The sequence below is a fragment of the Pelovirga sp. genome (genome assembly GCF_059864205.1).
Map to the genome: position 1 here is coordinate 1 of NZ_JCBCBS010000153.1, position 24,478 is coordinate 24,478.

17 protein-coding genes are annotated in these 24,478 nt (G+C 53.7%); 12 read left to right on the forward strand and 5 right to left on the reverse strand.

The window, feature by feature from the left end:
* Positions 1–11: 11 nt before the first annotated feature.
* The 8 genes from AC6F7T_RS09735 to AC6F7T_RS09770 all read left to right on the forward strand — a co-directional run bounded on the left by AC6F7T_RS09735 (position 12) and on the right by AC6F7T_RS09770 (position 9,915).
* On the forward strand, positions 12–170 hold the full coding sequence (locus AC6F7T_RS09735; protein ID WP_500718396.1) for a Fic family protein: 159 nt from the start codon (positions 12–14) through the stop codon (positions 168–170).
* Between the two features lie 419 nt (positions 171–589).
* Positions 590–1,375, forward strand: a complete 786-nt coding sequence (locus tag AC6F7T_RS09740; RefSeq protein ID WP_500718330.1) for a hypothetical protein — start codon at positions 590–592, stop codon at positions 1,373–1,375.
* Positions 1,376–1,522: 147 nt separating this feature from the next.
* Complete coding sequence (locus AC6F7T_RS09745; RefSeq protein ID WP_500718333.1) at positions 1,523–1,771, forward strand: ParB N-terminal domain-containing protein; 249 nt, start codon at positions 1,523–1,525, stop codon at positions 1,769–1,771.
* Between the two features lie 132 nt (positions 1,772–1,903).
* Positions 1,904–3,265, forward strand: coding sequence for an SWIM zinc finger family protein (locus tag AC6F7T_RS09750; protein ID WP_500718336.1), 1,362 nt, complete (start codon positions 1,904–1,906; stop codon positions 3,263–3,265).
* Between the two features lie 6 nt (positions 3,266–3,271).
* The gene (locus tag AC6F7T_RS09755) at positions 3,272–4,720 is read left to right on the forward strand and encodes a DUF3375 family protein (RefSeq protein ID WP_500718339.1); all 1,449 of its coding nucleotides are present in this window, start codon (positions 3,272–3,274) and stop codon (positions 4,718–4,720) included.
* On the forward strand, positions 4,717–5,352 hold the full coding sequence (locus AC6F7T_RS09760) for a DUF4194 domain-containing protein (RefSeq protein ID WP_500718342.1): 636 nt from the start codon (positions 4,717–4,719) through the stop codon (positions 5,350–5,352). The genes AC6F7T_RS09755 and AC6F7T_RS09760 overlap by 4 nt, the downstream gene beginning before the upstream one ends.
* Positions 5,345–8,710 (forward strand): ATP-binding protein, encoded by a 3,366-nt coding sequence (locus AC6F7T_RS09765; RefSeq protein ID WP_500718344.1) that lies wholly within the window; start codon positions 5,345–5,347, stop codon positions 8,708–8,710. Before AC6F7T_RS09760 ends, AC6F7T_RS09765 begins: the two co-directional genes overlap by 8 nt.
* Positions 8,707–9,915 (forward strand): DUF3322 domain-containing protein, encoded by a 1,209-nt coding sequence (locus AC6F7T_RS09770; RefSeq protein ID WP_500718347.1) that lies wholly within the window; start codon positions 8,707–8,709, stop codon positions 9,913–9,915. The genes AC6F7T_RS09765 and AC6F7T_RS09770 overlap by 4 nt, the downstream gene beginning before the upstream one ends.
* A 395-nt stretch (positions 9,916–10,310) precedes the next feature.
* On the opposite strand, the gene htpX is transcribed toward AC6F7T_RS09770, so the two are convergent.
* The gene (gene htpX / locus AC6F7T_RS09775; protein WP_500718349.1) at positions 10,311–11,195 is read right to left on the reverse strand and encodes a protease HtpX; all 885 of its coding nucleotides are present in this window, start codon (positions 11,193–11,195) and stop codon (positions 10,311–10,313) included.
* A gap of 228 nt (positions 11,196–11,423) precedes the next feature.
* On the opposite strand from htpX, the gene AC6F7T_RS09780 reads away from it, so the two are divergent.
* Complete coding sequence (locus AC6F7T_RS09780) at positions 11,424–11,672, forward strand: GSU3473 family protein (protein ID WP_500718352.1); 249 nt, start codon at positions 11,424–11,426, stop codon at positions 11,670–11,672.
* Between the two features lie 38 nt (positions 11,673–11,710).
* On the opposite strand, the gene AC6F7T_RS09785 is transcribed toward AC6F7T_RS09780, so the two are convergent.
* Positions 11,711–12,568 (reverse strand): DUF3014 domain-containing protein, encoded by an 858-nt coding sequence (locus tag AC6F7T_RS09785; protein WP_500718354.1) that lies wholly within the window; start codon positions 12,566–12,568, stop codon positions 11,711–11,713.
* A gap of 111 nt (positions 12,569–12,679) precedes the next feature.
* Complete coding sequence (locus tag AC6F7T_RS09790; RefSeq protein WP_500718357.1) at positions 12,680–12,982, reverse strand: Imm27 family immunity protein; 303 nt, start codon at positions 12,980–12,982, stop codon at positions 12,680–12,682.
* A 432-nt stretch (positions 12,983–13,414) separates the two neighbouring features.
* Here AC6F7T_RS09790 and AC6F7T_RS09795 point away from each other — a divergent pair, with 432 nt between their 5' ends.
* Both AC6F7T_RS09795 and AC6F7T_RS09800 read left to right on the forward strand, forming a co-directional pair.
* On the forward strand, positions 13,415–16,075 hold the full coding sequence (locus AC6F7T_RS09795; protein WP_500718360.1) for a PD-(D/E)XK nuclease family protein: 2,661 nt from the start codon (positions 13,415–13,417) through the stop codon (positions 16,073–16,075).
* Positions 16,068–19,400, forward strand: coding sequence for a UvrD-helicase domain-containing protein (locus AC6F7T_RS09800; RefSeq protein WP_500718363.1), 3,333 nt, complete (start codon positions 16,068–16,070; stop codon positions 19,398–19,400). Before AC6F7T_RS09795 ends, AC6F7T_RS09800 begins: the two co-directional genes overlap by 8 nt.
* Before the next feature lie 120 nt (positions 19,401–19,520).
* On the opposite strand, the gene AC6F7T_RS09805 is transcribed toward AC6F7T_RS09800, so the two are convergent.
* Complete coding sequence (locus AC6F7T_RS09805) at positions 19,521–19,988, reverse strand: putative ATP-dependent zinc protease (RefSeq protein WP_500718365.1); 468 nt, start codon at positions 19,986–19,988, stop codon at positions 19,521–19,523.
* Between the two features lie 550 nt (positions 19,989–20,538).
* On the opposite strand from AC6F7T_RS09805, the gene AC6F7T_RS09810 reads away from it, so the two are divergent.
* Positions 20,539–22,902 carry a DUF748 domain-containing protein gene (locus AC6F7T_RS09810; RefSeq protein ID WP_500718367.1) on the forward strand — a complete coding sequence of 788 codons (2,364 nt, stop codon included), beginning with the start codon at positions 20,539–20,541 and terminating at the stop codon, positions 22,900–22,902.
* Between the two features lie 63 nt (positions 22,903–22,965).
* Here AC6F7T_RS09810 and gorA read toward each other — a convergent pair whose 3' ends face one another.
* Positions 22,966–24,342: a glutathione-disulfide reductase gene (gene gorA, locus AC6F7T_RS09815; protein ID WP_500718370.1), complete on the reverse strand. Its 1,377-nt coding sequence runs from the start codon at positions 24,340–24,342 to the stop codon at positions 22,966–22,968.
* Positions 24,343–24,478 lie beyond the last annotated feature (136 nt).

Genomic DNA, 24,478 nt, shown 5'->3' on the forward strand with positions numbered 1-24,478 from the left:
AGGCGCTCGGGCTGAAAGACGATGAGCATTTTCTCAAGGCCTATCTGCTCCCGGCTCTGAATGCCGGTCTGATTGAAATGACCATCCCCGACAAGCCCAACAGCCGCTTGCAGAAATACCGCTTGACCGACAAGGGCCGCCAGGTGATAGCCCGGCACGGCGATGGGTAACTCGCGACAAACTCGCGACACGGCTTGCAACAAAATGTCGGTGATGGTGAAAAGCGGGTGGTAGCACAGTTATTCGAATTTTTCGAATAGCTGGTGAAGACGGCCTCAGTGTGGCAACTGTCCGGAAATTCCGGATAGTTCAGATTTTAGAGAACTGAGACCGCAACTGTTAAGCAATGCTTAATAATTCGTCAGGAGGAAAAGCGGCGGACGGCATCATGAAAAGGATTCAGTTATCCGGAAAAGTCGGATAACTGCCGTCGGCAGCGCCCCGATCCATTTTGAGATGGGCTCGACTTGAGGGCTGACTTGGGGGGTGAAACTTGCGACAAACTCGCGACACGGCATGCGACATGCCCTGGCTCAGCGATCAAGTACCGACCAAGTAAGCGATCAAGTAAATTTCTGAAAGTGAGTTTATGACGCATCCTGCCTTCCAACGATATATCGGTATCGACTACTCCGGCGCGGAAACCCCGGATTCCAGTCTGAAGGGACTTCGGGTTTACGAGGCGAGCCGCGAGTCTATGCCGGTAGAAGTGGAGCCGCCGCCCAGCCCGCGCAAATACTGGACCCGGCGCGGCCTGGCGGAATGGCTGGCGGTGCGGTTATCCGGGGATGTGCCGACCATCGTTGGTCTCGACCACGGTTTTTCCTTTCCCCTGCGGTATTTCGAGGTTCACCACCTGGAACCGGATTGGCCGAGCTTCCTCGACGATTTCCAGAAGCACTGGCCGACCGATGACGAACACACCTACGTCGATTTCATTCGCCACGGTTCACGGGGCGAGGGCGAGGCCCGGTCCGGCAGCGCCCGCTGGCGACGGATCACCGAGGAGCGAGCCGGGGCCAAGTCGGTCTTTCATTTCGACGTACCCGGTTCGGTAGCCAAATCGACCCACGCCGGGCTGCCCTGGCTGCGCTATCTGCGCAATCAGCTTGGCGGCCGGGTTCACTTCTGGCCCTTCGATGGCTGGGAAATTCCTGCGGGTAAGTCTGCACTGGTCGAAGTCTACCCGTCGTTGTGGAGCAAGAGCACTCCATGTGAAGGCCGCACACCAGACCAGCACGATGCCTATGTCACTGCCGCCTGGTTGCGACAGGTGGATATGGATGGCAGCCTCGGCAAATTTCTCAAGCCGGACATGCTGCCCGGCCAATGTCCTGTTGCCCCGGTCGAGGGGTGGATTTTGGGGGTGATGTGAATATGGTCAGGAACAGTGAGGCAGTGAGTTTTCGCGCCTGGACACCGGATTTCGACAGGTGGCCGAGGAGCTGGATGGGCGTTGCGGAAGATCTCGCCTACGGCCAGAAGCTGTTGCCCTGGTTTGGCGGTTTTCTGCAGGCGCTTTATGACGAGGGATTGTCCAAAAAAGACCTTCGCCCAGTATCGTGGCCATCTCTGGTTGCTTGGCGGCACGATCATCCGAGATGTTTCCCTGCACGAGGAGTATCAGGACGATCCGCTGGAGAAGCTGTGCGAAGCGGTCGCTGATGACGGTATTCTGCCTGATCATTACGACCAGATGACCCAGTCCGAATTAAAAGCCTTCGAGCGTATGTGCCGCAGGTTTGAAAAATATCTGGAAGGATTAAAATGAGAACAGGAACTTCCCAGAGGATTGAATTCTGGTATGAGAAGCCATCATAGATAAAATTCCGCGGCGCAAGCTGTCCGCCTGTAGTGAATTGGATATCTTTACAATAACCGAACCTGATCGGGAGACACATTAATGCATTACACTTTTGAGCATCAGCAGGAGGACCCCTTTTACTTTGACCGTGAAGGTTTGGAGCAGATAGCTTCAATAGAGACGGTTAATGATGGATTGCGTTTTTTCAAGGAAAAGCGGGTGTTAGATGTTGACCAAAGCCAAACACGGCTTTGGGCGCAGGTAGAGGACTCAGCGCTTCAGTACCCATGTACCGTTGAGATCTGTGCTGCGGAAGATGAACTTGTACTGGAATGCTCCTGTCAGGATGGGTCAGGAATCTGTTGTCACATGGTGGCGGTATTTTATGCTTACGCGGAGCAAAAGGATGCCGTTGGGCAATTGTTTTCTGCTGTTGATTCGGCGATCCGCGACCGGGTTCAGCGCGGCCGAACGGAAGTGAAGGTGGAGCATTTAGGTGGTGAGCCCTGGTTTGGTGTGTGGCAGGCAGAAACGGTAGCGTCTGCAACCCACTTCCCCCGGCGCTATCAGGTGGTTATTCGTAGCCTGAAAAAACGCGCCAATCTTTCCCTGGTCAGGAATAAGCAGAATTTGTTTGATAATGTTATTAATGAGGATGCTACCGAGGATGTTGTCGGAGTGTCAAAAAAGCTGCTTGATACCCTGATTGAGGATTTGTCTGGATCTCGACAGGCTACTGACGAAGCGGCACAGACTACAGCCGAAAATGTGGAGCACGCGACGGCAAATGTTGCATCCATTGAACCAAATCCGAGCCGGTATACGGATCAAGAACAGGAAGCTGCAATTAGCCATTGTATCGAGGCGTTGCAGCAGGCTTTTGGATTGCGTATTGAACAGATTTTTGGGTCCGCCGGTGGACTGGTAGTTGTCCTCGATCAGGTCGATAGTGATGATGATCTCCGTGCCGAAGGCTTATCGAAGCATTTGCCAGTTGCCTTGATCGATCGTTTAGCGCTAAAAGGTTTGCAGCGACTAGGCGGAGCAACGCCGCTTGCGGGGATGCACAATTATTATGACGTTGCCACCTCTCAAGCCTTGAAAAGCGAATCCAGGTTACAGCGCCAGGCTGGAGAGAAAATTGACGCCGCCCGGCTATTGCTGGATCAGCAGATGCCGGACAGCGCTGTTGATCTGGCTTTGACAGCTCTGTTGTGTGCGGTAGCAGATCGGGCAGGTCGCGAAACTCCTTTAGGCCGAACAGAAGCCGGTGTATGGGCTTATACAGAAGCACTGCCGGGTGGAATCCTCGATTATGATCAGATCGGACTGCTGCTGCGGGCCTTAAGCTTTGCCCAGGGTGGCGATATTCCTGCTGAGTTGGCAACAGTGCTGGTTGATGATGTGACGTGTTTTTGCGACAGCGTCCGGAGTCGTAGCGCTGGTCATTCGATAGAATAAACATTCATGCCATTTGATTTCACCACATTAGAACTGTTGCGGGCAAATCACCCGGCCTGGCGCCTGCTGCGGGCTCAGCACGCGCCGCTGGTTGCGAGTTTTTTGCAGCGGGTTTTTATTGTACCTAACCAGCGGGTTATGGCTCAGGCTGATCTGGTTGAAGCGCTGGAGGATGAACTCTTTGCCTTGCGCCAACAATTGGGAAGCGGTGCGTTTCCCGGTTCCGCACAAACTTATCTGAATGATTGGGCTGATAATGACAAGGGGTGGTTGCGCAAGTTTTATCCAGCCGCTACCGATGAACCCCACTTTGATCTGACTCCGGCGACGGAAAAAGCCCTGACCTGGCTGGAGAGTTTGACGGAACGTTCTTTTGTCGGTACAGAATCGCGACTGCTGACTCTGTTTGAATTGTTGCGGCAAATGAATGAGGGGAGTCAGGATGATCCGCAACTGCGCCTGGCGGAATTGCAGAAGCGCCGCAATGAGATTGACGCGGAAATGGCTCAGGTGATGGCGGGAAACATCCCGCTCCTCGATGAAACAGCGCTGAAGGATCGCTTTCAACAATTTCTACAATTGGCGCGTGAGCTGTTGACCGATTTCCGTGAGGTGGAGCATAACTTCCGCACCCTCGACCGCCGTGTACGTGAACGCATTGCCCGGTGGGAGGGGGCCAAGGGCGCTTTACTCGAACAGATTATGGGGGAACGGGATGCCATTGCAGATTCGGACCAGGGTAAAAGTTTTCGCGCTTTCTGGGATTTTCTCATGTCCCAGTCGCGCCAGGAAGAATTGAGCCGGCTGCTTGAACAGGTTCTGGCGTTACCGCCAATCCTTGAGATGCGCCCGGATATCCGATTGCAACGGGTTCACTACGACTGGCTGGAAGCTGGGGAGCATACCCAAAGAACGGTAGCGCGCCTGTCGGAGCAGTTACGCCGTTTTCTAGATGATCAGGCATGGTTGGAAAATCGGCGGATTATGGATATCCTCCGCAGTGTTGAAAGCCGCGCCCTGGATTTACGGGAGCATCAGCCGGTGGGAAATTTTATGCCCCTGTCCGACACCAGCGTTAGCGTTGACCTGGCGCTGGAAAGGCCGCTCTATCGCGCCCCATTTAAGCCGGTGATTTCTGATCTGGTGATGGATGAAGGGGACGCTGATGTTGACGCGGCTATCCTTTATGCCCAGATTATCGTTGACCGTGCGGAACTTACTGACCATATTCGCCAGGCGCTGAAGGGGCAACATCAGGTCAGCCTTGCCGAGGTGGTTGCCCGCTATCCGCTGCGCCATGGACTGGCCGAACTGGTGGCCTATCTGCAACTAGCTGGTGACTGGCCTGATACCGTGGTTGATGATGAGGTGGAGGATCACATCAGCTGGGAAGCAGATGACGGAGTGGTGCGGCGGGCGAGTCTGCCACGGATAATCTTACTGAGGAACCAATGACGGATAATATACAAAAGGATCGTGCCGAGTCGGGCAACCCTCCCCACGAACTGTCACTGGTCGTGGTGCCCTTGCTCAAAGGGGTGGTCTATCGTGAAGAGCAGCAGGGGCTGTGGACTTCTTTGCTGCAGTTGCAAGGCAGTGTTCAGGATTATGTTGCGGTGATCGGCCTGGAGCTGATTGTCGATGAGGCAGAAGGCTATGCCTTTTTACGTTCCCGCCCGGAAACAGATGAGGAGGGTACTGCAAGTGTTCCACGGCTGATCGCCCGCCGCCAACTATCCTATCCCGTCAGTCTGCTATTGGCATTGTTGCGCAAAAAGCTGGCCGAGTTCGATGCCCAGGCCGGGGAGACGCGTCTCATCCTGTCTCGTGAAGAGGTGGTGGAATTAATCCGCATTTTTCTGCCTGAAGGGAGTAACGAAGTCAAGCTGATGGATCAGGTTGACGCGACCCTGAACAAGGTTGCCGAACTCGGCTTTGTTCGGCGCTTGCGCGGGCAGGGGCAGATGATTGAAGTTCGACGAATCATCAAGGCTTATGTCGATGCCCAGTGGCTTGCCGATTTTGATCAACGTCTGGCTGAATATCAGCAGCAATTAAGCGGTGCAGCGGAGGGGACAGATGAGTGAAAACCTGGAGCTGGAATTTATCGGCGACGATCAATTGGCCGGATTCCGCTTGCATCGTCTTGAAGTTTTCAACTGGGGCACTTTCGACGGGCGGGTCTGGACCTTGCGAACCGGTGGCAAGAACGCCCTCTTAACCGGTGACATCGGTTCCGGTAAATCAACCCTGGTCGATGCCGTTACCACCCTGCTGGTGCCGAGTCATCGGGTTGCCTACAATAAAGCGGCCGGGGCCGACAGCCGCGAGCGCTCATTGCGATCCTATGTGCAGGGCTACTACAAATCCGAGCGTCAGGAAGCCCTGGGCAGTACCAAGCCGGTTCCCCTGCGTGATACGAACTGCTATTCGGTCATCCTCGGGGTTTTTCACAATGCCGGTTACAACAAAACCGTAACCCTGGCCCAGGTCTTCTGGACCAAGGACACCAGCACCCAACCGGCACGGTTGTATGTGGCCTGCGAGCGCGATCTTTCCATCAGTGCTGACTTCTCGGGCTTCGGCAGCGAGATCGGCGGGCTGCGTAAGCAGCTTCGCGCCGGCGGCGTGGATTTGTTCGACAGTTTTCCTCCATACGGTTCCTGGTTTCGGCGCCGTTTTGGTATCAATAATGACCAGGCCCTGGAACTGTTTCATCAGACCGTGTCTCTCAAATCGGTCGGTAATTTAACCGATTTTGTTCGCAGCCACATGTTGGAGGCGTTTGACGTGGCGCCGCGTATCGTTGCCTTGATTGGCCACTTTGAGGATCTTACCCGGGCTCATGAGGCGGTTTTAAAGGCCAAACACCAGGTCGAGGTACTGGAACCTTTGGTGGCTGATTGTGATCGCCATCAGCAACTGTCGCGGACCGCTGAAAATCTACGTGGTTGTCGCGATGCCCTGCGCCCCTGGTTTGCCCGTTTAAAATTGAGTTTACTGGAAAAACGCCTGATAGCGTTGAATGAGGATCTAAGTCGTCATCAGTCGGCTATTGCCGGACTTGATGAACAACGCCGTGATGGACAAGCGCAGGAACGTGAATTGCGCCGCAATATTGCTGAAAATGGTGGCGATCGCATTGCTGCTATTGGTGAGGAGATTCGTCGTCATCAGGAAGAGCTTGACCGACGTCGCCAAAAAGCCCGCCGTTATGAGAAGCTTCTGGATCTGGTGGGTGAGGCGCCGCCAGCGACAATGGAAGGCTTCGGACGTTTACAGGCGCTGATCTCACAGCAACGGCAAGCAGCAGAGGATGAAGAAATCCGCGTTCAGAACGAGATCAATGAGGCCGGGGTTTTCTTTGCCCAGGGTCGTGGTGAGTACGACCAGCTTAAAACCGAAATCAGCGGTTTGAAATCACGCAAGAGCAATATTGATGAAAAGCAGATCAGCCTGCGGCGTTCACTAAGTAAGACGCTGAATTTGCCCGAAGCTGAGATGCCTTTTGCCGGTGAATTGATGCAGGTACGCGAGGAAGAACGCTCATGGGAGGGGGCGATTGAGCGGCTGCTGCATAACTTTGGTTTGTCGTTGCTGGTCCCTGATACCTACTATGCCCGGGTAGCACAGTGGGTTGATCAAACCAACCTGCGTGGTCGACTGGTCTACTTCCGCGTCCGTGATGTCAAGCGGGGCGGACTGCCGACCCTTCACCCCGATTCCCTGGTGCGTAAACTGCTGGTCAAGCCTGATTCCCCCTTTTACGACTGGCTTGAACGGGAAGTAGCCCACCGCTTTGACCTGGCCTGCTGTCTCACACAGGAGCAATTTCGTCGCGAAAAGCGCGCCGTCACACCTGCCGGACAGATCAAGGCGCCGGGAGAACGTCATGAAAAAGATGATCGCCACCCTCTCGATGATCGCAGTCGTTATGTGCTGGGATGGAGTAACGCCGAAAAGATCGCGGTACTTGAAGCCAGAGCCAAAAAACAGGAAGACCACCTGGCGGAACTGGGCAGCCGCATCAGTACCTTGCATCAGGAACAGTCGAGGCTGAAAGAACGTCTGCAAACCCTGTCCAAGCTTGGAGAATATGCGGACTATCGTGAGCTGGACTGGCAGCCTGTCGCTGTTGCCGTCGCCCGGCTGGAAACCGAAAGGCAGGAACTGGAAGCGGCATCCGATCTGTTAAAGACCTTGATGGATCAGCTGCACAGCGTTGAGGAGACCATCAGCGGGATCGAGCAAAAACTTAAAGATCGCAACGATCAGCGCGCCCGCACCGAACAAAAAATCAGTGATGCCAAAGAATTGCAGCAACAGTCTCAGATGTTGCTGGCGGATCTGCCCGACGCTACCGTGCAGCGCTTTTCGGTTCTTGAGGAGCTGCGGGAAGAAGCCCTGGGAAGTCATCAGCTGACAGTTGAGTCCTGTGACAATCGGGAACGCGACATGCGCGACTGGCTGCAGACCCGGATTGATAACGAAGACAGAAAGCTCAGCAAGTTGGGTGAAAAAATTATCAAAGCCATGGCGGAATACAAGAAAGAGTGGCCACTTGAAACCCGTGATGCCGATGTCAATATTGCCGCCGGTTCCGAATTCAGAACGATGCTGCAGCAGCTTCAGGCCGACGATCTACCGCGTTTCGAGAGTCGTTTCAAGGAGTTGTTGAATGAAAATACCATTCGTGAAGTGGCGAATTTTCAATCACAATTAGCTCGTGAGCGCGAAACCATCAAGGAGCGGATTGCCCGGATCAACGAATCATTAACCCAGATCGACTACAATCCGGGCCGTTATATCAGCCTTGAAGCTCAGCTGACCCTAGATGCTGAGATTCGAGAATTCCAGAGCGAGTTGCGTGCCTGCACCGATGATACCTTGCGCGGTTCACAGAATCCCCAGTATTCAGAGGCCAAGTTTCTTCAGGTGAAACGGATCATTGAACGCTTTCGTGGGCGCGAAGATTTTTCTGACCTTGATCGACGCTGGACCGCCAAAGTAACGGATGTGCGCAATTGGTTCGTCTTTGCTGCCGCCGAGCGCTGGCGCGAAGACGACAGTGAGTACGAACATTATGCTGACTCAGGTGGCAAGTCCGGGGGACAGAAAGAGAAACTAGCCTATACCGTATTGGCCGCCAGCCTCGCCTATCAATTCGGCCTTGAGTGGGGGGTAATCCGTTCGCGTTCGTTTCGTTTTGTTGTCATCGATGAAGCTTTCGGGCGTGGGTCCGACGAGTCGGCCCAGTATGGCTTGCAGCTTTTTTCGCAACTCAATCTGCAACTATTGATTGTTACCCCGTTGCAGAAAATCCATATCATCGAACCTTTTGTCGCCTGCGTTGGTTTTGTTTACAACGAAGATGGCAAGGCTTCGGTTTTGCGCAATTTGAGTATCGAGGAATACCGGGCTGAAAAGCAGAGGCTCAAGGAATGAAATGGACGATACCGGCTGATCTGAAGACACAAGTCAAGCGGCTGTGGGATCGTGGTCTGTTGCTGTCGGCGCTGGTGAGCGGAGAGGCGGGTTTTCCTCGGCGTTTGCAACTTAAGGGGCCTAATTCAAGGGAGTTGAGTGACTCTTTTGCCGAGGTCAGGGGCTGGATTGCGCGCTTGAGCGCAGGGTCCGGGAACTACCGGATTGAATGGCGCCGCATCAATCACCCGGTTCTTGGTAATAATGATATTCCCGCCGCAATCTGGGTCGATACCTTAGACGATGCTTTTGAATTGATCGGTAAAATGCATAGCGCCGGGCAGTTTCGCACACTGGTGGCATTAACCAGCGAACAACAACCCGAATTGCTCCCCTGGCTTGTCAAGCGGCCACTGAAAGTTCTTGAATTAGAAAGTGTCTGGCCACAACTGCTGAATGTGGTTGACTGGCTTAGAAAGAATCCGCGCCCGGGTATCTATTTGCGCCAGATCGATCTGCCAGGTGTCCACAGCAAATTCATTGAAGAGTATCGCGGCATTTTGACGGAATTATTCGATCTGGTTGTGCCTGAAGATGCAACCGATGCCAGGTTTTCAGGCAGTGGCGGGTTCTGTCGGCGTTACGGCTTTCTCGATAAACCGGTGCGGGTGCGTTTTCGTTTGCTGGATCCAAACATCCCTTTATTGCCGACGCGATCTGATCAGGATCTTGTTGTCACGCAAACAGCCTTTGCTGACCTTGATCTGCCGATTTCAACGGTGTTTATTACCGAAAATGAAATCAACTTTCTTGCCTTTCCGCAGGTCGCCGGTTCCATGGTGATTTTTGGTGGTGGATACGGGTTTGCCAATCTGGCTGCGGCATCCTGGCTGCAGCGAAAACATATCCACTATTGGGGCGATATTGATACCCACGGTTTTGCCATTCTTCACCAATTACGCGGACACTTCCCGCACGCTGAATCACTGTTGATGGATCGATCGACCTTGATGGCGCACCAACGCGTCTGGGGTACTGAAACCCAGCCCAAAATAACCAATTTGACAAGGCTGAATCAGGTTGAGAATTGCCTCTACCGGGAATTATGCAACAATAGTCTGGGTAGTTCGGTTCGTCTGGAACAGGAGAGAATTGGTTATCAATGGCTTGTTGAACGACTGAGCCAACGGTTTGGACATCGATTAATCTCGCCGATGATTACTTGACCTTAAAACTCACAATGGCCCTCTCATTGACCCCACCCCGACCATCATTGACGACAACTTTACAGTCGTAGATGCCTGCGCTTAAGGGTCCGATGGTTTGACTGAAATCGTAGGCGGTCGGCTGTTTTCGATCAGGTAAAGAGCCTTATCCACATTGAGAAGTCCGAAACCATAAGCATCATCTGTCCCAGGGTGGGGCAAGATCGGTAGTGGTCGGTAGCGGAATATTTCAGTGCCCGGTCAATTCCAGTAATGCCAAAATGGCTGATAAAAACATTTTTACCGGCATCGTCGGTCATCTCGTCACGGATCTGTAGCCTTTGCCCAAAAAATACAGACAACCCGAAAAAACTTTGGGTTGTCTGTATATCATGGCAAGGCTGAGGATGTTGTCTCTATACCATGCGCTTAAGGGCTTCGATGCGTTCTTCGAGGGGTGGATGGGTCATGAACAGGCGTTTAATGCCTTGACCTTTAGCACCGGAAATACCGAATGCGGCGATCTGCTCAGGCAGTTGCGCCGGGCCGCTGTTGCGCTTGAGCTTTTCCAGTGCTGCAATCATTTTTTCACGGCCGGACAATCGTGCCGCTCCGGCATCCGCACGGAACTCGCGTTGCCGGCTGAACCAGAAAACAATGATGCTGGCAAGGATACCGAAAACAATCTGGGCAACAATCGACGTAATGTAGAATGCCGGGCCATGACCCCGCTCGGTTTTGAAAACAACACGGTCAACAAAATGTCCGACAACCCGCGACAGGACAATAACAAAGGTATTCACCACCCCTTGAATCAGGGCCAGGGTGACCATATCGCCGTTGGCAACATGGCTGACTTCGTGGGCCATGACAGCCTCGGCTTCATCGCGGCTCATGGAGCGCAGCAATCCGGTACTGACTGCCACCAGAGCACTGTTGCGGCGCATGCCGGTAGCAAAGGCGTTGACTTCCGGCGCATCATAGATAGCCACTTCCGGCATGCCGATGCCGGCAATTTCCGCCTGTTGTTTCACCGTTTGTAATAACCAGGCTTCAGCTTCATTGTTGGGGGTGGTAATCACTTTGGCACCGGTCATCCGCTTCGCGACGAATTTAGACATGGCCAGGGAGATAAAGGCGCCGCCAAAACCGAACACCGAGGCGAAAATGAGCAGGTTGGTCATATCCAGGCCGACACCCTGCTCATCAAGCATGCTGCCTACACCGAGCAAGCTCAGCACAATGCTCAAGACCAGAATGATTGCCAGGTTGGTTGCAACAAAGAGCAATACACGCTTCATAACTGCTTGATCCTCCAAGTAAAATGATGATTCAGATGGTGTTGTTAAGGTCCACCTTTTTTGGTGTGTGGTTTTTTGTTGCGATGAGATGACAATAAATCCACACAGGAAAAAAGTTTACAGCCGACTATTATGCGCTATCTGTCCGGGGTGTCAAGGTAAACCGCTAACAGGTAAACCGCTAACAGGAGAACGGTAAGTTGAATGTTCTGTCGCAAGAGTTGAAATATGAATAAAATCAGTTACAATGACAGGAAATCTATTTGCCGATGGAGGAATGCCATGCTGAGCGTGCCGGTTGTATATGAGGATGGAATGATGGATCAGGTAGATCCACTCAGTCTGCAGATCCTCATAGAAGAAAATATGATCGTCAAGTTCCAGCGTGGCGAAGGATGGGCTTATGTCGGCTTAGATCCGATACGCAGAAGCGACAGTGATGAATATGCGGGACCTGAGCGCCGCCAAAGACATTGAAGGCTCTGCGTTTGTTGCCGGGATAACTGTCTGTGCAATTATGGCAGCAGGCGGGTCAGGCGAAAATGGTAATTGCGTAACACCGACATGACACGGGTACGCTGCTCCTTACCCATCCGCAGCAGGATCTTTTGCCCGGCAGAAAGGTTTTCCAGCGTCACGTCGGCGTAAGTATAGAGCACCGATGGGTGATTTAAGGCCAGCGGATCCTCGGGGTTGGGTGTTTCCAGCAGATGGCCAATCACATAAACCAGTCGATCATTAAAGTAGGCGTTAGGATAGCCCAGTTGTTGATAGGCGGTTTGCAGCAACGGATAGAGATAAACGTAGACTCTGATAACCGTGTCCGGGTTGGTATTCTCAAGCAGATCCAGGTACGGGACATAGCGCTGGTAGTTTTCATCAGAAATCCGCAGGTTTTCTTCCTCACCCGCCGCAATGAAGATTCCTTCAGGAAATTCAAAAGGGACATGGGCTAAAGGCAATTTTTTTTCCGGTAGATTATTGACGGTCAGCACCAGGCGTTGAATAAAGCTGTCAATAATCACCAAGTTACTAAAGGCACGACCGCTTAGCACATCAACCAGGGCCTGATCGACCAGAACGTCACTTTCGTCAATGGTTGGCAGTTGTTCAGGCAAGGTGCTGAGCGGGTCGCTCGACGGCGGTGCTACCTCTGCAACCGGTTGTTGCGGTGCAGGAGGCTGATCTGGTGCCGGCACGCTGTCCGGCACCGGGTAGCGTACCACCGGGCGTTTTAGCGGTTCTTCCAGGGGCACCGGAATGACTGGGTCGCTGACACTGAGGTCATCGATGCGACTGTGAAAATAGATCGACAGTCCAAAAGCAATGACCAGAGCCAACAGGAAATAGATAACCAGATTGATCGTTTTCATGGATCTTTCGTTTCTGTCTTGGGTAAAAGAACGACTGCGTCATTGCCATGATAACATGGGGGGCTGGGTAGCAGGGTGTCATCCGGTCAAGCGGCGTAACGATGATAACGATCACCCGTAGCCGAAGATTGTTGCCGCCTGCTGTTCACTGATTTTTTCGAGAGCAGGTGGTCCACCATCTGCCATCTGCGGCGCAACCAGCCAGTAATGCCAGAGGCTGTTGTCGACCGGATAACGGTATAACTGCCCGACAGCGGTTTCCCCTGGTTTGACTAATTCCAGACGATTGGCGATCAGCCATTCGATGCGTATCCAGCCGGAGTCTTTTTCCATCCGGCTACCGAGGTCAATCCAGAAGCCGCGGATGAGGGTGGATGCTGGTGTGAGTTCAAAGTCTGCCGGTTCACTGTTCATTGTTTGCCTGTACAGTATATGGTTGTAAGCTATGCTACAAAGGGTCGGAGGAACACTTAAGACACCAGTCTATGATTAGCGCCCGGGCCGATTATTTCCGGCAGCAGACAGCTTTGTTATTGGTAACTATTTACCACTATCCTTGCGCCGGATCGGGGCTCCTGCAGCAAGGGTGTTTGTCGCCATGGACGGCGACAACAAGCGGTCATGGATGACGAAAAGCGTCCCTTGTCATAGGAGCCCCGATCCGGTGCTGAACAGTTACTGCTATTGTAGCGAAAAAAAATTTGCAAATGTAGTGAAAAACGCCATGACCCCGCCGCAGTTTTCAGTACCCCCAGGTTTGAATTGCTGATCGTTCTATGGTACTTATGACGGTTGAATTTCTGCCGGCTTGGCCCTGTTCCTTCCTTGTGTTGCGAAAGAGTTATCATGATCAACCTTTTTGCGCAGCAGGTTATTACGGCTGTTGAAGAGGGCGCTGTCGTTCTTACCGCAAACAAGCGCCTGTATCGGCATCTGCGCACAGTTTATGACCGCTCGATGGTCGCCAAACAGCTGCAGGTATGGCCCAGTGCGCCTATCTATCCCTACACCGCCTGGTTGCAGCAGGGTTTAGCTGCCATTGGCGAAAGCGGGCGCCTGCTGACAACATATCAGCAACACCATCAGTGGGAAACCTTGATCGCCTCCGTGACTCGCGGTTCCTCTTTGGAGCTGATGAATCTTGATTGCACCACCGATACGGCGGTGCGCGCCCATAATCTATTGAGTGAGTATGCTCTGGTCCCTGAGCGCAACCAGTTAACCGAGGACCAGCACATGTTTATGGGCTGGCGCAGCAAGTACCTGCGGCTATGTGAAGAGCGGCAGTGGCTCGATGAGGGCGGGCTGTCAACGCGTATTCTTGACGCATTTGCCAACAAACAATTATCTCTGCCGCAGAAAATACTGCTGGTCGGTTTCGATCAGTTGCCGCCTGGTGTCGTCAGACTTAAAGCCCTGATGCATGAATGTGGACACCATTGCAGTGAACTCGATATGACCCGCGGGGCAGTGGGGCGGGTTATCCGTTATGCCGCCGCCGATGAAGATGACGAAGGGCTGCGGATGGCGCGCTGGGTGCGGCTGTTGTTGGAACAGGGGGTTGATTCTATTGGCATTGTTGTGCCCGATCTGCAGCGTCGCCGTTCACAGATTGAGCGCGCCCTGGGGCAGCAAATGGATCCGCTAGCAGCAATAAAATTCGATGAAACCAGCGTGTTCGGCCTTTCGCTTGGTTCCCCCCTGGTACAACAGGGGGTTATTGCCGCAGCTCTGGCCTGTCTGGATGTTCAACCACAGATGTCCATGGATCGTGTTTCTTGCCTGTTGCGTACCCCTTTTATCAGCGGCAGTCAGCAGGAGGCGGATCGTCGTGCCCTGTTTGACCGGCGCTTGAGAGCTTTCCAGCAACAACAATTCAGCCTTGCCGCATTGCTGCGCTTAGCAAAGGAGTTTGGCGGACTTTCCGGTTTTGAAGATCTTCTGTCCAGTATGAAGGCTGCTGGTCAACGCGCGGTCACGGCAGAAGAGTGGGCCGATCTTTTCGCCGCTGAGCTGAAATCCTGTGGCTGGCCCCAGGGAGCTATTTTATCAAGTGTCAGTTATCAGGCGGTCACAGCCTGGTACGACAAAGTTTTGAGCCGCTTTGCTGCAATTGATCCAACCGCCAAACCGATCGAGCGCAACCGGGCGCTGCGGATAATACGCAGAATCGCCACGCAGACAGAATTTCAACCGCAACGCGCGAGCGGCCCGGTTCAGGTGGTCGGTCTACTGGAATCGTCGGGACTGCATTTCGATCATCTCTGGGTGATGGGATTGGATGCCGCCACCTTGCCCGCTTATCCACGTCCCAACCCCTTTATCCCTTTTCGCCTGCAGGACGAACTGCAGATGCCGCATGCCAGCTTTGCCCGTGAATTGGAGTTTGCCGGACAGGTAGTGTCACGTTTACGCTGTGCTGCCGGCAATATTGTTTTCAGCTATGCACAGCGTTCGGGTGATACCGATTTGAGTCCGAGCCCTTTGATCAAGGAAATTGAGCTGGTCGATACGCTCCCTCTGGCAGATGATGTCGCCCTGCCGAACCAGTTGCAAACCATGGTGGCGGATCTTGAATCCTGGCAGGATGATCAGGGACCGCCGTTGCCAACCCACGAGTCCAGCGGTGGCACCCGTTTATTACAGGATCAGGCGCATTGTCCGTTTCGTGCTTTTGTCCATCATCGGCTGGCGGTGCGCCGCTTTGATCAGGTTGTCGCGGGGCTGTCCCCCTTGGTACGCGGTAATCTGTTGCATCTGGTGTTGCAGGATGTCTGGAGTCGATGGGGTAGTCAACATCAGTATCTGCAACTATCAGCAGTGCAGGTACAGGAGGGCATCACCACAGCGGTTGAAAAAGCTCTGGCAGCGGTATGGGGCGTAGAACCTGCTCTGAATCAACAACTTTTTCTGTTGGAAAAGCGGCGCTTGATCAAGCTGGTGAGCGAATGGCTTGAACATATTGAAAGTCGGCGTGAGCCTTTCATGGTGGTCCAGACCGAGCAGAGTCACCAGGTCAGTATTGGCCCGCTGCTGTTGACATTGAAGATTGATCGTATCGATCAGCTGGCTACAGGTGAGCGGATGATCATTGACTACAAAACCGGCAGTGCCATGAGTATCGCGGATTTTTTAACAGTGCCGTTGATTGAGCCGCAGTTGCCGTGCTATGCGGTTGCTGGTGATGCGAAGAGTGATCAGGCTCAAGGGATTGTTGTCGCCCAGGTCAAAGCCGGGCAATGCAGGATCACGGGGATTGCCGGTGAAGACGGTCTGCTTGGCAAAGTGCGCGCGGTGGCAGCAATATCCCAGGCTCAGGAGATTGGCGTCAGCGACTGGCCCACCCTGATCGACTTCTGGCACCAGCAACTTGATCAACTAGCAACCGATTTTGCCGCCGGTGCTGCCCGTGTCAAGCCGTTTGATCTCCATAGAAGCTGCCGCTACTGTGATCTGCCCGGTCTGTGTCGCATCGGTGACATCGACGAGGAGGGGAGCAATGAGTAGCGCTGACCAACAACAGCGACTCCGGGCCATCGACGTTAATATATCCTGTATTGTCCAGGCTCCGGCCGGTTCAGGTAAAACCGAGTTGCTGATACAGCGGTTGCTGGCTCTGCTTGCCGTCGTCGACAAGCCGCAGCAGATTCTGGCGATCACCTTTACCAATAAGGCCGCCGCTGAAATGTGCCGGCGTTTGCTCGATGCGTTATCTGCAGCCGCGACCACACCGGAGCCCACGGCCGAACATGAGGCTTTGACCTGGCGTTTGGCGCGCCGGGCCCTCGAACGCCAGGGTGAGGGTCTGCTGCTCAATCCCGCCCAGTTGGCGATTCAGACGATTGACAGCTTTGGTGCCACTATCGTTCGCAAGATGCCCTGGGTGACACGCTTTGGCGGCATGCCGGATATGAGTAACGACGCGACGGAACTGTACGAAGCGGCAGTCGTCCAGCTCCTCGCGCAGCTGGAACAGCCGGGCCCGGTCAGCGACGCGTTGAAAATCGTCCTCGACCATCTGGATAACGACATGGCAGTGGTGCAGCGCATGCTCATCAGCCTCCTCGGCCGGCGCGATCAATGGCTCAGGCACTTATCCAGCGATAAAGACATGCTGCGCAGTGAACTTAATGCCGGCCTGGAACGCATCTGTAACGACCATCTGGAGCGCGCCCGCCGGAGTATTCCCGTACCCCTGGTTGACGACCTGCTGGCCTGTGTCGATTTTGCCGCTCACCACTGCCCTGACGATGTTGCCATAGGCCAATGGCGTGGCCGGCTAGCGTTACCCCCGGCGACCATGGCGCAGATGCCGCTCTGGTGCGGGCTTGCCGACTTGCTGTTGACCAACGCTGGTACATTGAGGAAATCCTTGACGAAAAACAGCGGCTTTCCGCCGGGCGAGAAGTACAAACCAGCCAAGCAGAAAATGGCCAATCTGCTCGAGCACTTGGAGCGGGTGCCCGGTCTGGCGCCGGCATTTGACCGGTTGCGGACGTTACCGCAACACCTGTACAGCCCCACCCAGTGGCAACTGCTCGAGGCTCTGTTTGATCTGTTGCCACGCCTGGTGGCGCAGCTGTGGCTGGTATTTCGTTCCCGCGGTCAGGCCGATTTTATCGAGATCGCGCTGAAGGCTAATCAGGCCCTGGGGGAGGCGGAAAACCCGAGTGATTTACTGCTGCAATTGGACCATCAGCTGCAGCATATTCTGGTCGATGAGTTTCAGGATACATCGCGCCTGCAATATCAGTTGTTCAGCACTCTGACCGCAGGCTGGACTGCGGGAGATGGCCGCACCCTGTTTCTGGTCGGTGATCCGATGCAGTCGATCTACCGTTTCCGTGAAGCCGAGGTCGGCCTGTTCCTCCATAGTTTCAAAGGATCATTCGGCAGCGCCAACCTGCCGCTGACCCCGATACGCTTATGCTGTAATTTCCGCTCGCAACAGGGGATGGTTGACTGGGTCAATCAGGCTTTTACCACCATCTTTCCGGCACAGATGGATGTCACTAGCGGCGCTGTGCCGGTGGCAACCGCCCTGGCCGTCAAGCCGTTACTGGCCGGGGAAGCGGTCACTATTCACCCCTTTGCCGCCGTTGATGATAACGCCGAAGCCCAGCGGATTGTCGCTATTATCCAGGCGGCCCAAGCCCAGGATCCGCAGCAAACCATCGCCGTTCTGGTGCGAGGTCGTAACCACCTGCGTCAGTTGTTGCCGCTGTTGCGTCAGCGTGGCATCGACTACCAGGCCAAAGACATCGATCGTCTTGAAGCGCGTCCGGCAGTGCTCGATATTGTTCACTTAACCCGCGCGCTGCTTCATCGCGGTGATCGCCTGGCCTGGGCCGCGATCCTCAGGGCGCCCTGGTGTGGACTGACCCTGGATGACCTGACCATCCTCTGCGCTGACCCCCATGAGCGGACTATTCCTGCCATGATTGCTGATGAGACCGTCATTGCGGGCTTGAGTGATGATGGCTGCCGGCGCCTCAAACGGGTATGGCCGATTCTGCAACGGGGAATGAAAGTACGATCACAGCTGCCGTTGCGTGAACTGGTTGAAGGCTGCTGGTTGGCCCTTGGTGGCCCGGTGGGGCTGGCAGAACATGCCGCAACCGATATCAAGCTGGTTTTCGACCTGATTGAAGAGCTTGATCAGGGGGGAGATCTTGCCGAAATCGAGCAATTGTCACGGCGCTTGCAGCAGCTATATTCCCCCCCCGACAGTCGCTCGAGTGGCAAACTGCAGATCATGACGATCCATAAGGCCAAAGGATTACAGTTTGATACCGTCATTCTTCCCGGACTGGGAAAGAAAACCCGTACCTCCGACGCGCCCTTGTTGCGTTGGCTTGAACATCCGGAACACGGGCTGTTACTGGCGCCGGTCAGTGCGCGTGGCAGCCGCGAAAAAGACCCGGTTTACAAATTGGTGTCACAGCTGGAGGCGTGCAAGGATGATTTTGAAAATGCGCGGCTTTTGTATGTTGCGACCACCCGGACCATCCGTCATCTGCACCTGCTCGGCCACGCCCAGGCGGATAAAAATGGTGATTTGCGGCCGGCGACGGGATCTCTGCTGGAAAAGCTCTGGCCCCAGGTTGGCCATGCCTATGAGCAACTCGAACCGCAGGCGGTTACGGCTGTTGCTGCAGAGCGGTTGGTGACACTGCAGCGCTTGCAGAGTTCCTGGACCTTGCCACAAGTTGCTGGTGTTCCACTGATCTCCTTACCTGCCGTCAAAACGGCCTCAACCACCGCTGCCGGCAACCTGGTTGACGAGCTGTACAGCGGCTGGGAAAAATCGCTGCATCGTCATGTCGGCACCCTGGTTCATCAGATTTTTGAACGTATCTGCCTGGCTGGTCGTGGTGTCTGGAGGGATTTGAAACAGGGGCAGCGGGCAGCACAGATCGCGCAATCGTTACAGGGCTTAGGCGTCAGACAAAAAGACCTGACAGCAGCAACCCAAAAGGTGATGGAGGCTGTTGACAGAACATTGGCAAGTCCGCGCGGACAATGGTTGCTGGCCTCCTATCCTGAACAGGCAACGGAGCTGTCTTTGAGTGGTTTTAAAGATGAACAGATGGTCCACGGGGTGATTGACCGGACCTTTGTCACTGATGGGTTGCGCTGGGTTGTTGATTATAAAACCAGCATGCCCACGCCGACTGAAAAGCTCGAAGATTTTCTCCAGCGTGAAGCGTCCCGCTATCAGCCGCAACTGCAGATATACACCAAACTGATGCAGGATTTTGACCCGGACCACGAGGTCAAGGCCGCCTTATATTTTCCGTTGGTGGACGGTTGGCAGGAAATTACGTTCTGAAACGAGATGGCGTCTATCCGAAAAGACCGATGGACGCGCAGCACGTTTTCGTTTTGGTGAGCAGACAAACTGCCGGGTTGAAACTGAGATCAGCTGTTCGCAGGGTCTGTGCCTTGACTGTTAGCGGACTGAGCAGGGCTGCACACGATTGCCGACCATGTAACTTCGCTGCGGATCGATGTTGGCAATTTTTTTCATGGCCTGGGACGCCAGATGCAGGCGAAACGTGGAGGAGGAGTCTTTGACCAGATACAGCTCCACGGTTTTTTTCATTGATCCGATGCGCAGTTCGGTTTCAATGCTGTAACACCAGTGCCGCGTCCCATCCGCCATGGTTAAAAGGCGGCGATTTTTTGCAGCTGCTACTGAGTAAACTTCGACATCGGTGTTTTTCTGGATTGGATTGACACCAAAGCTGATCAACAAGTCCTCTCCCTCCTTGAAGGTGGTATAGTCAAAAACATGCAGCAGGGAAATTTGGCTGTTCATGTCGATTTGTGCTTCAATCGCCGGTATTTTCAATTGCGGAAAGGCGACCCACTCACACCAACCGATATCGACCAGCAGCGAATGTTTTTCTCTTTTCATGTGTGTCCTCTTGTGAAGATTTTAATGTTTTTCCTAATCTATTCGTGTCGTCAAAAAAAGTAAAGACTTCTAATATTAATCTTATTTCCGGAAAATTATCTGATGAGTCCTGATCTTTCGCTGTGTTTAACGCCAATCCACGTCATGCCCGCGAAGGTGGGTATCCAGGGGGTTGCGCAGATTTCTGGATTCCCGCTTTCGCCAGAGTGATGACTTTTCAGAGTAGAGCGGAAGATTGGTGCTTCTGAGTAACTTCAAGGTAACTATCTGAAATCAAATTCTTTAGAAAATTGAAGTTACTCTATGAAAATTCGCCCCACGGGGCGTGAGTCGCTAATCAGGGAAAATTGAGTGTTTCTGGTTGCTTTTGTAAGAATGGAAAAATGTGTTGAAGAAGAACAAACAGGTTCACATCCGGCACATTCACGGGGCAATTGATCCCCCTGGTTTGGCTTATTTATCTACAAGACGCTGGTTTTCATTGACTGAAAAGGTAGAGATCACAGATACTGATTAAAATATCTTTAGTTCTTCTTCGGGGAGGGCGTGCATGTCTGGAATAGTCAGGTTTTTTTTGCTTGTTGTCGCTATCGTCAGTATTTTATTAGCGCTTCTGGCTGTTCTTATCCAGACTCAATTAACACCGGAGCGGGTAAGTTCAACCTTGCTGCCGATGATGGAAAAACAGCTTGGGCGAACAATAACCATCGGCGACATCGACATCGGTATTTTTTCCGGTGTGTCGATCAGCGACTTGAACATCCACGAGGCAGAGTCGACCGATCTGTTTGTGACAGTTGGTTCCGCGCGCCTGAGTTACCGACTTTGGTCGCTACTTAAAGGGCAGCTGGACATCAGTGAGATTCTCCTGGACGGGCCAGTTATTACCGTCATTCGTTATCCTGATGGTCATTTCAACTTCACTGATTTGCTGGGTGAGGAAGATCCGGAAACATCGCCCGGCAGAAGCGATGTCCAAAGGAGCACCAGGATAGAGGCGCCCTTTGATCTGTTGATCGCGCGGATCAGTATTCATAACGGCCAGATTCTTTTTATTGATCGTTCTATCAATCCGACCGCCCCGTTTCGTTACCGCTTCAGCAATATGAACCTGACGGTTAAAGATTTGTCACTTGCCAGGAGCTTTCCCCTTGATCTTTTTGTGGTACTCAATCAGTCCCAGCTTAATCTGTCGGCGCAGATCAATTTAGCGCGCCAAACCGGTAACGCTGTGCTGCGTGTATCTCCGCTGGATCTGATCCCCTTTGCTCCCTACTACCGCAATCTTCTGCCCGGCACACTGGGTAGTGCGCAACTGGAGATCAATCTTGATCTTGATTGGACACCCGAACGCCTGCTGTCACGGGGGAAGGTTTCCCTGAATCAGGTCGATATGGTGCTGCGTCAACTAGCGGACATGCCGTTACGTGGAGTCCGTTTGGCAACCGATTACTCTATTCGTTACGACCCGACGCAGCAGCAGCTTGAAATCTCGACAGCCTTGTTGAATTACAACGATATTAAAGCGACCGTGCAGGGTAACATCAATCTGGGCGTGGCCGATCCCGCGGTCGATCTCCAGGTCGTTCTTGACAAGGTTGATCTGCGTCACAGCATTCAAAGCCTGCCGCAAGGTCTGACGCGACAGTTGCAGCCCTACAGTCCGGCGGGCGAATTTACCCTGCGGCTACACCTGTTGGGGAGGGCAAGTACGAAAGAAAAGCTGATTCATTCGGCCCAGATCCGCCTGAACGAAGTACAGGCGACTGTGGCTCATCTGCGCACCGGGATAAATGGTGATATCAATTATATCCAAAATCAGCTTACGTCCGACAATCTGCTCCTTAAAGGGGGCGATCAACAAGCGCACTTGACTTTTAACCTGACTGACCTGCTGACGCCGCCCCTTAAGGGCACCTTTACTCTGTCCTCGCGTGAGTTACATCTGGATAGTTTTTTTGCGGAAGAAAATGATCCGACCCCGACGCCATCACGAGCAACGGCGGCTTCAGGACCGGCACCGGAACCTGGTCCCTATGACCTGCCTCTTGATATCACGGGAACAGCAACCTTTGATCGCTTGCTGTATCGGCAGGTAACGATGCAGCAGGTTCATGCCGTTATTGCCCTGAAAGATAACCGTCTGACCATCTCCCCATTGAGTGGACGGATCGGTGAAGGGCAGTTCAGTCTCGCCACGGCAGTTGATCTGGGGGTTGCCGGTTTTCGCTATGAGGGGCAAACGATTTTGACCCAGCCCGATCTGTCAACTCTGGTGAACGGATTGTTTCCGACCGCAATGCAGAACGTCAGCGGCCAGGTCAATTGGGTTAACAGTTTTTCCGGGCGCGGTACCACCGCTGACAACCTGCTCAAGGCACTGCAGCTGGATGGTGAAATCCAATTGTCACAAGGGGCACTCAGTGGTTTTACCTTGCTTGATCAGCTGTCCTGGTTTCTCGACAGTCCGGACCTGAAAAACCTGACGTTCCAGGATTTTCAGGGGGTTTATCGGCTGCGGGATGGCAAAGCGCTGATCGACAGCCACCTTGATGGAGCGCAGGTAAAATTGACCACCAAAGGAAGTGTCGGTGTTGATGGCTCCATCAGCCTGTCGTTGGCAACCCGTCTGGCGCCGGGCATTGTCAGTCGTATGGGAGCCTCCGAGCGCTTGAAGCAGGCTTTTGTTGACAGCAGCGGTTGGGGGGTGCTGCCCCTGGAACTCAGAGGCAGCTTAGCCAGTCCCCAGGTCAGGTTCGACTCCGGGGCACTGGAACAGCAGGCCGTCGACCAGGCCAAGCGCGAGATGTCGGATCGGCTGCTGGATAAGCTGCTGCCGGAAGGTCAGGGGGAGAACCGGGAATCAATGAAAAATCTGCTGGATAGTACCTTGCGGCGCTTGCGTAGCCAGTAAGTGTTGATGGCGTCACAAAAACTCACCAACTGCTGCGTTGCCACAATTTCCCGGCTGCGCTTTTCATCTGTTGATCGAGCGCGTTTTACTGCGCATGGTGACGAATTCTTCCGCGCTGGTTGGATGGATGCCGATGGTCTGATCAAAGATGGCTTTGGTCGCACCGGCTTTAAGGGCAATGGCTATCCCCTGGATGATCTCTCCGGCGCCTTCGCCCACCATGTGGGCGCCAAGCACCCGATCGCTGTTCGCGTCGACAATCAGCTTCATCAGGTAGCGTTCCGTTGTGCCGGCCAGCGCTTGCTTGAGAGAACGAAATTCAGCGGTATAGATGTCTATATCCGGGTATTGTTCGCTCGCTTGCTCTTCGCTCAGACCGACGGTGCCGATATTGGGCGAACTGAAGACGGCGGTAGGGATCAGTTCGTAGCTTAAAGGGGTCTTTTTGCCGCGGTACAATCGATCAACCAGATTCATGGCTTCAGCCAGGGCGACAGGAGTCAGTTGCAGACGATTGATAACGTCACCCAGCGCATAGATAGACGGCACGCTGGTCTGGAACCCTTCTCCCACCTTGATGGCACCCCGCTCATCCAGTTCGACCCCGACCTCCTCTAGACCAAGAAAACTGGTGTTCGGACGGCGCCCGGTCGCCGCCAGAACCAGATCGGTCGTACCTGTTGAACCATCGTTAAAACTTACCAGCAAGGAACCATCGACGTTTTTTTCTATCCGCGTTGGTTGACAATGAAAACGCAGATCAAGGGCTTTTTTGCGCATCTGGTCAGCTACGTAGGTGCGAATTTCTTCATCAAAGCCACGCAGAAACAGGTTGCCCCGATAGGCCTGGGTGACCGCTACCCCGAGACCATGAAAGATGCCGGTAAATTCCGTCGCTATATAACCTCCACCAATAATCAGGGCGCGGGTCGGCAGCTGTGGCAGAGTAAATAACTCATCAGAGGTCACCATCAGATCGCTGCCCGGCAACTCCGGGACGAAGGGGCGACTGCCGGTGGCAATCAGGATGCGTTCGGCACTGTAGCTGGTGCCGGCCACTGTCACTTCATGCCGGCCGGTGATCGTTGCTTTGCCCCTGATCAGGGTGGCACCGGCCTTGCTTAACATCCCCTCAATACCACGGTTGGCCTGGGCAACAACGCCATCCTTGTTCTGCTGCAGGGTCTGCCAGTCGAGGGGAGGGCGCGAGCTGTCAAAGCCGAAGCCGACCGCCGCGGCAAAAGCGGAACCATATTCAGCGGCATGGACATAGAGTTTTTTCGGGACACAACCGAGATTCACACAGGTGCCGCCGGCGCGATCCTGTTCAACAACAGCAACGCGTACTCCCAGGGCGGCGGCCATACGCGCAGCCCTGACACCGCCGGAACCGGCACCAATGACAAACAGATCGTACTCATACTGATTATTCGCGTTCATGATAAACCTTTTCCTGGGTAGGCACTTCACTCAAGCTATGGATTCGGGCTCATAAATATTCATCACAGTCACAGAGCCACTGAGACATTCATCAAAAAAAAGCAGGTTTTCCCTTTATTCTCTGTGTCTCTAGTGA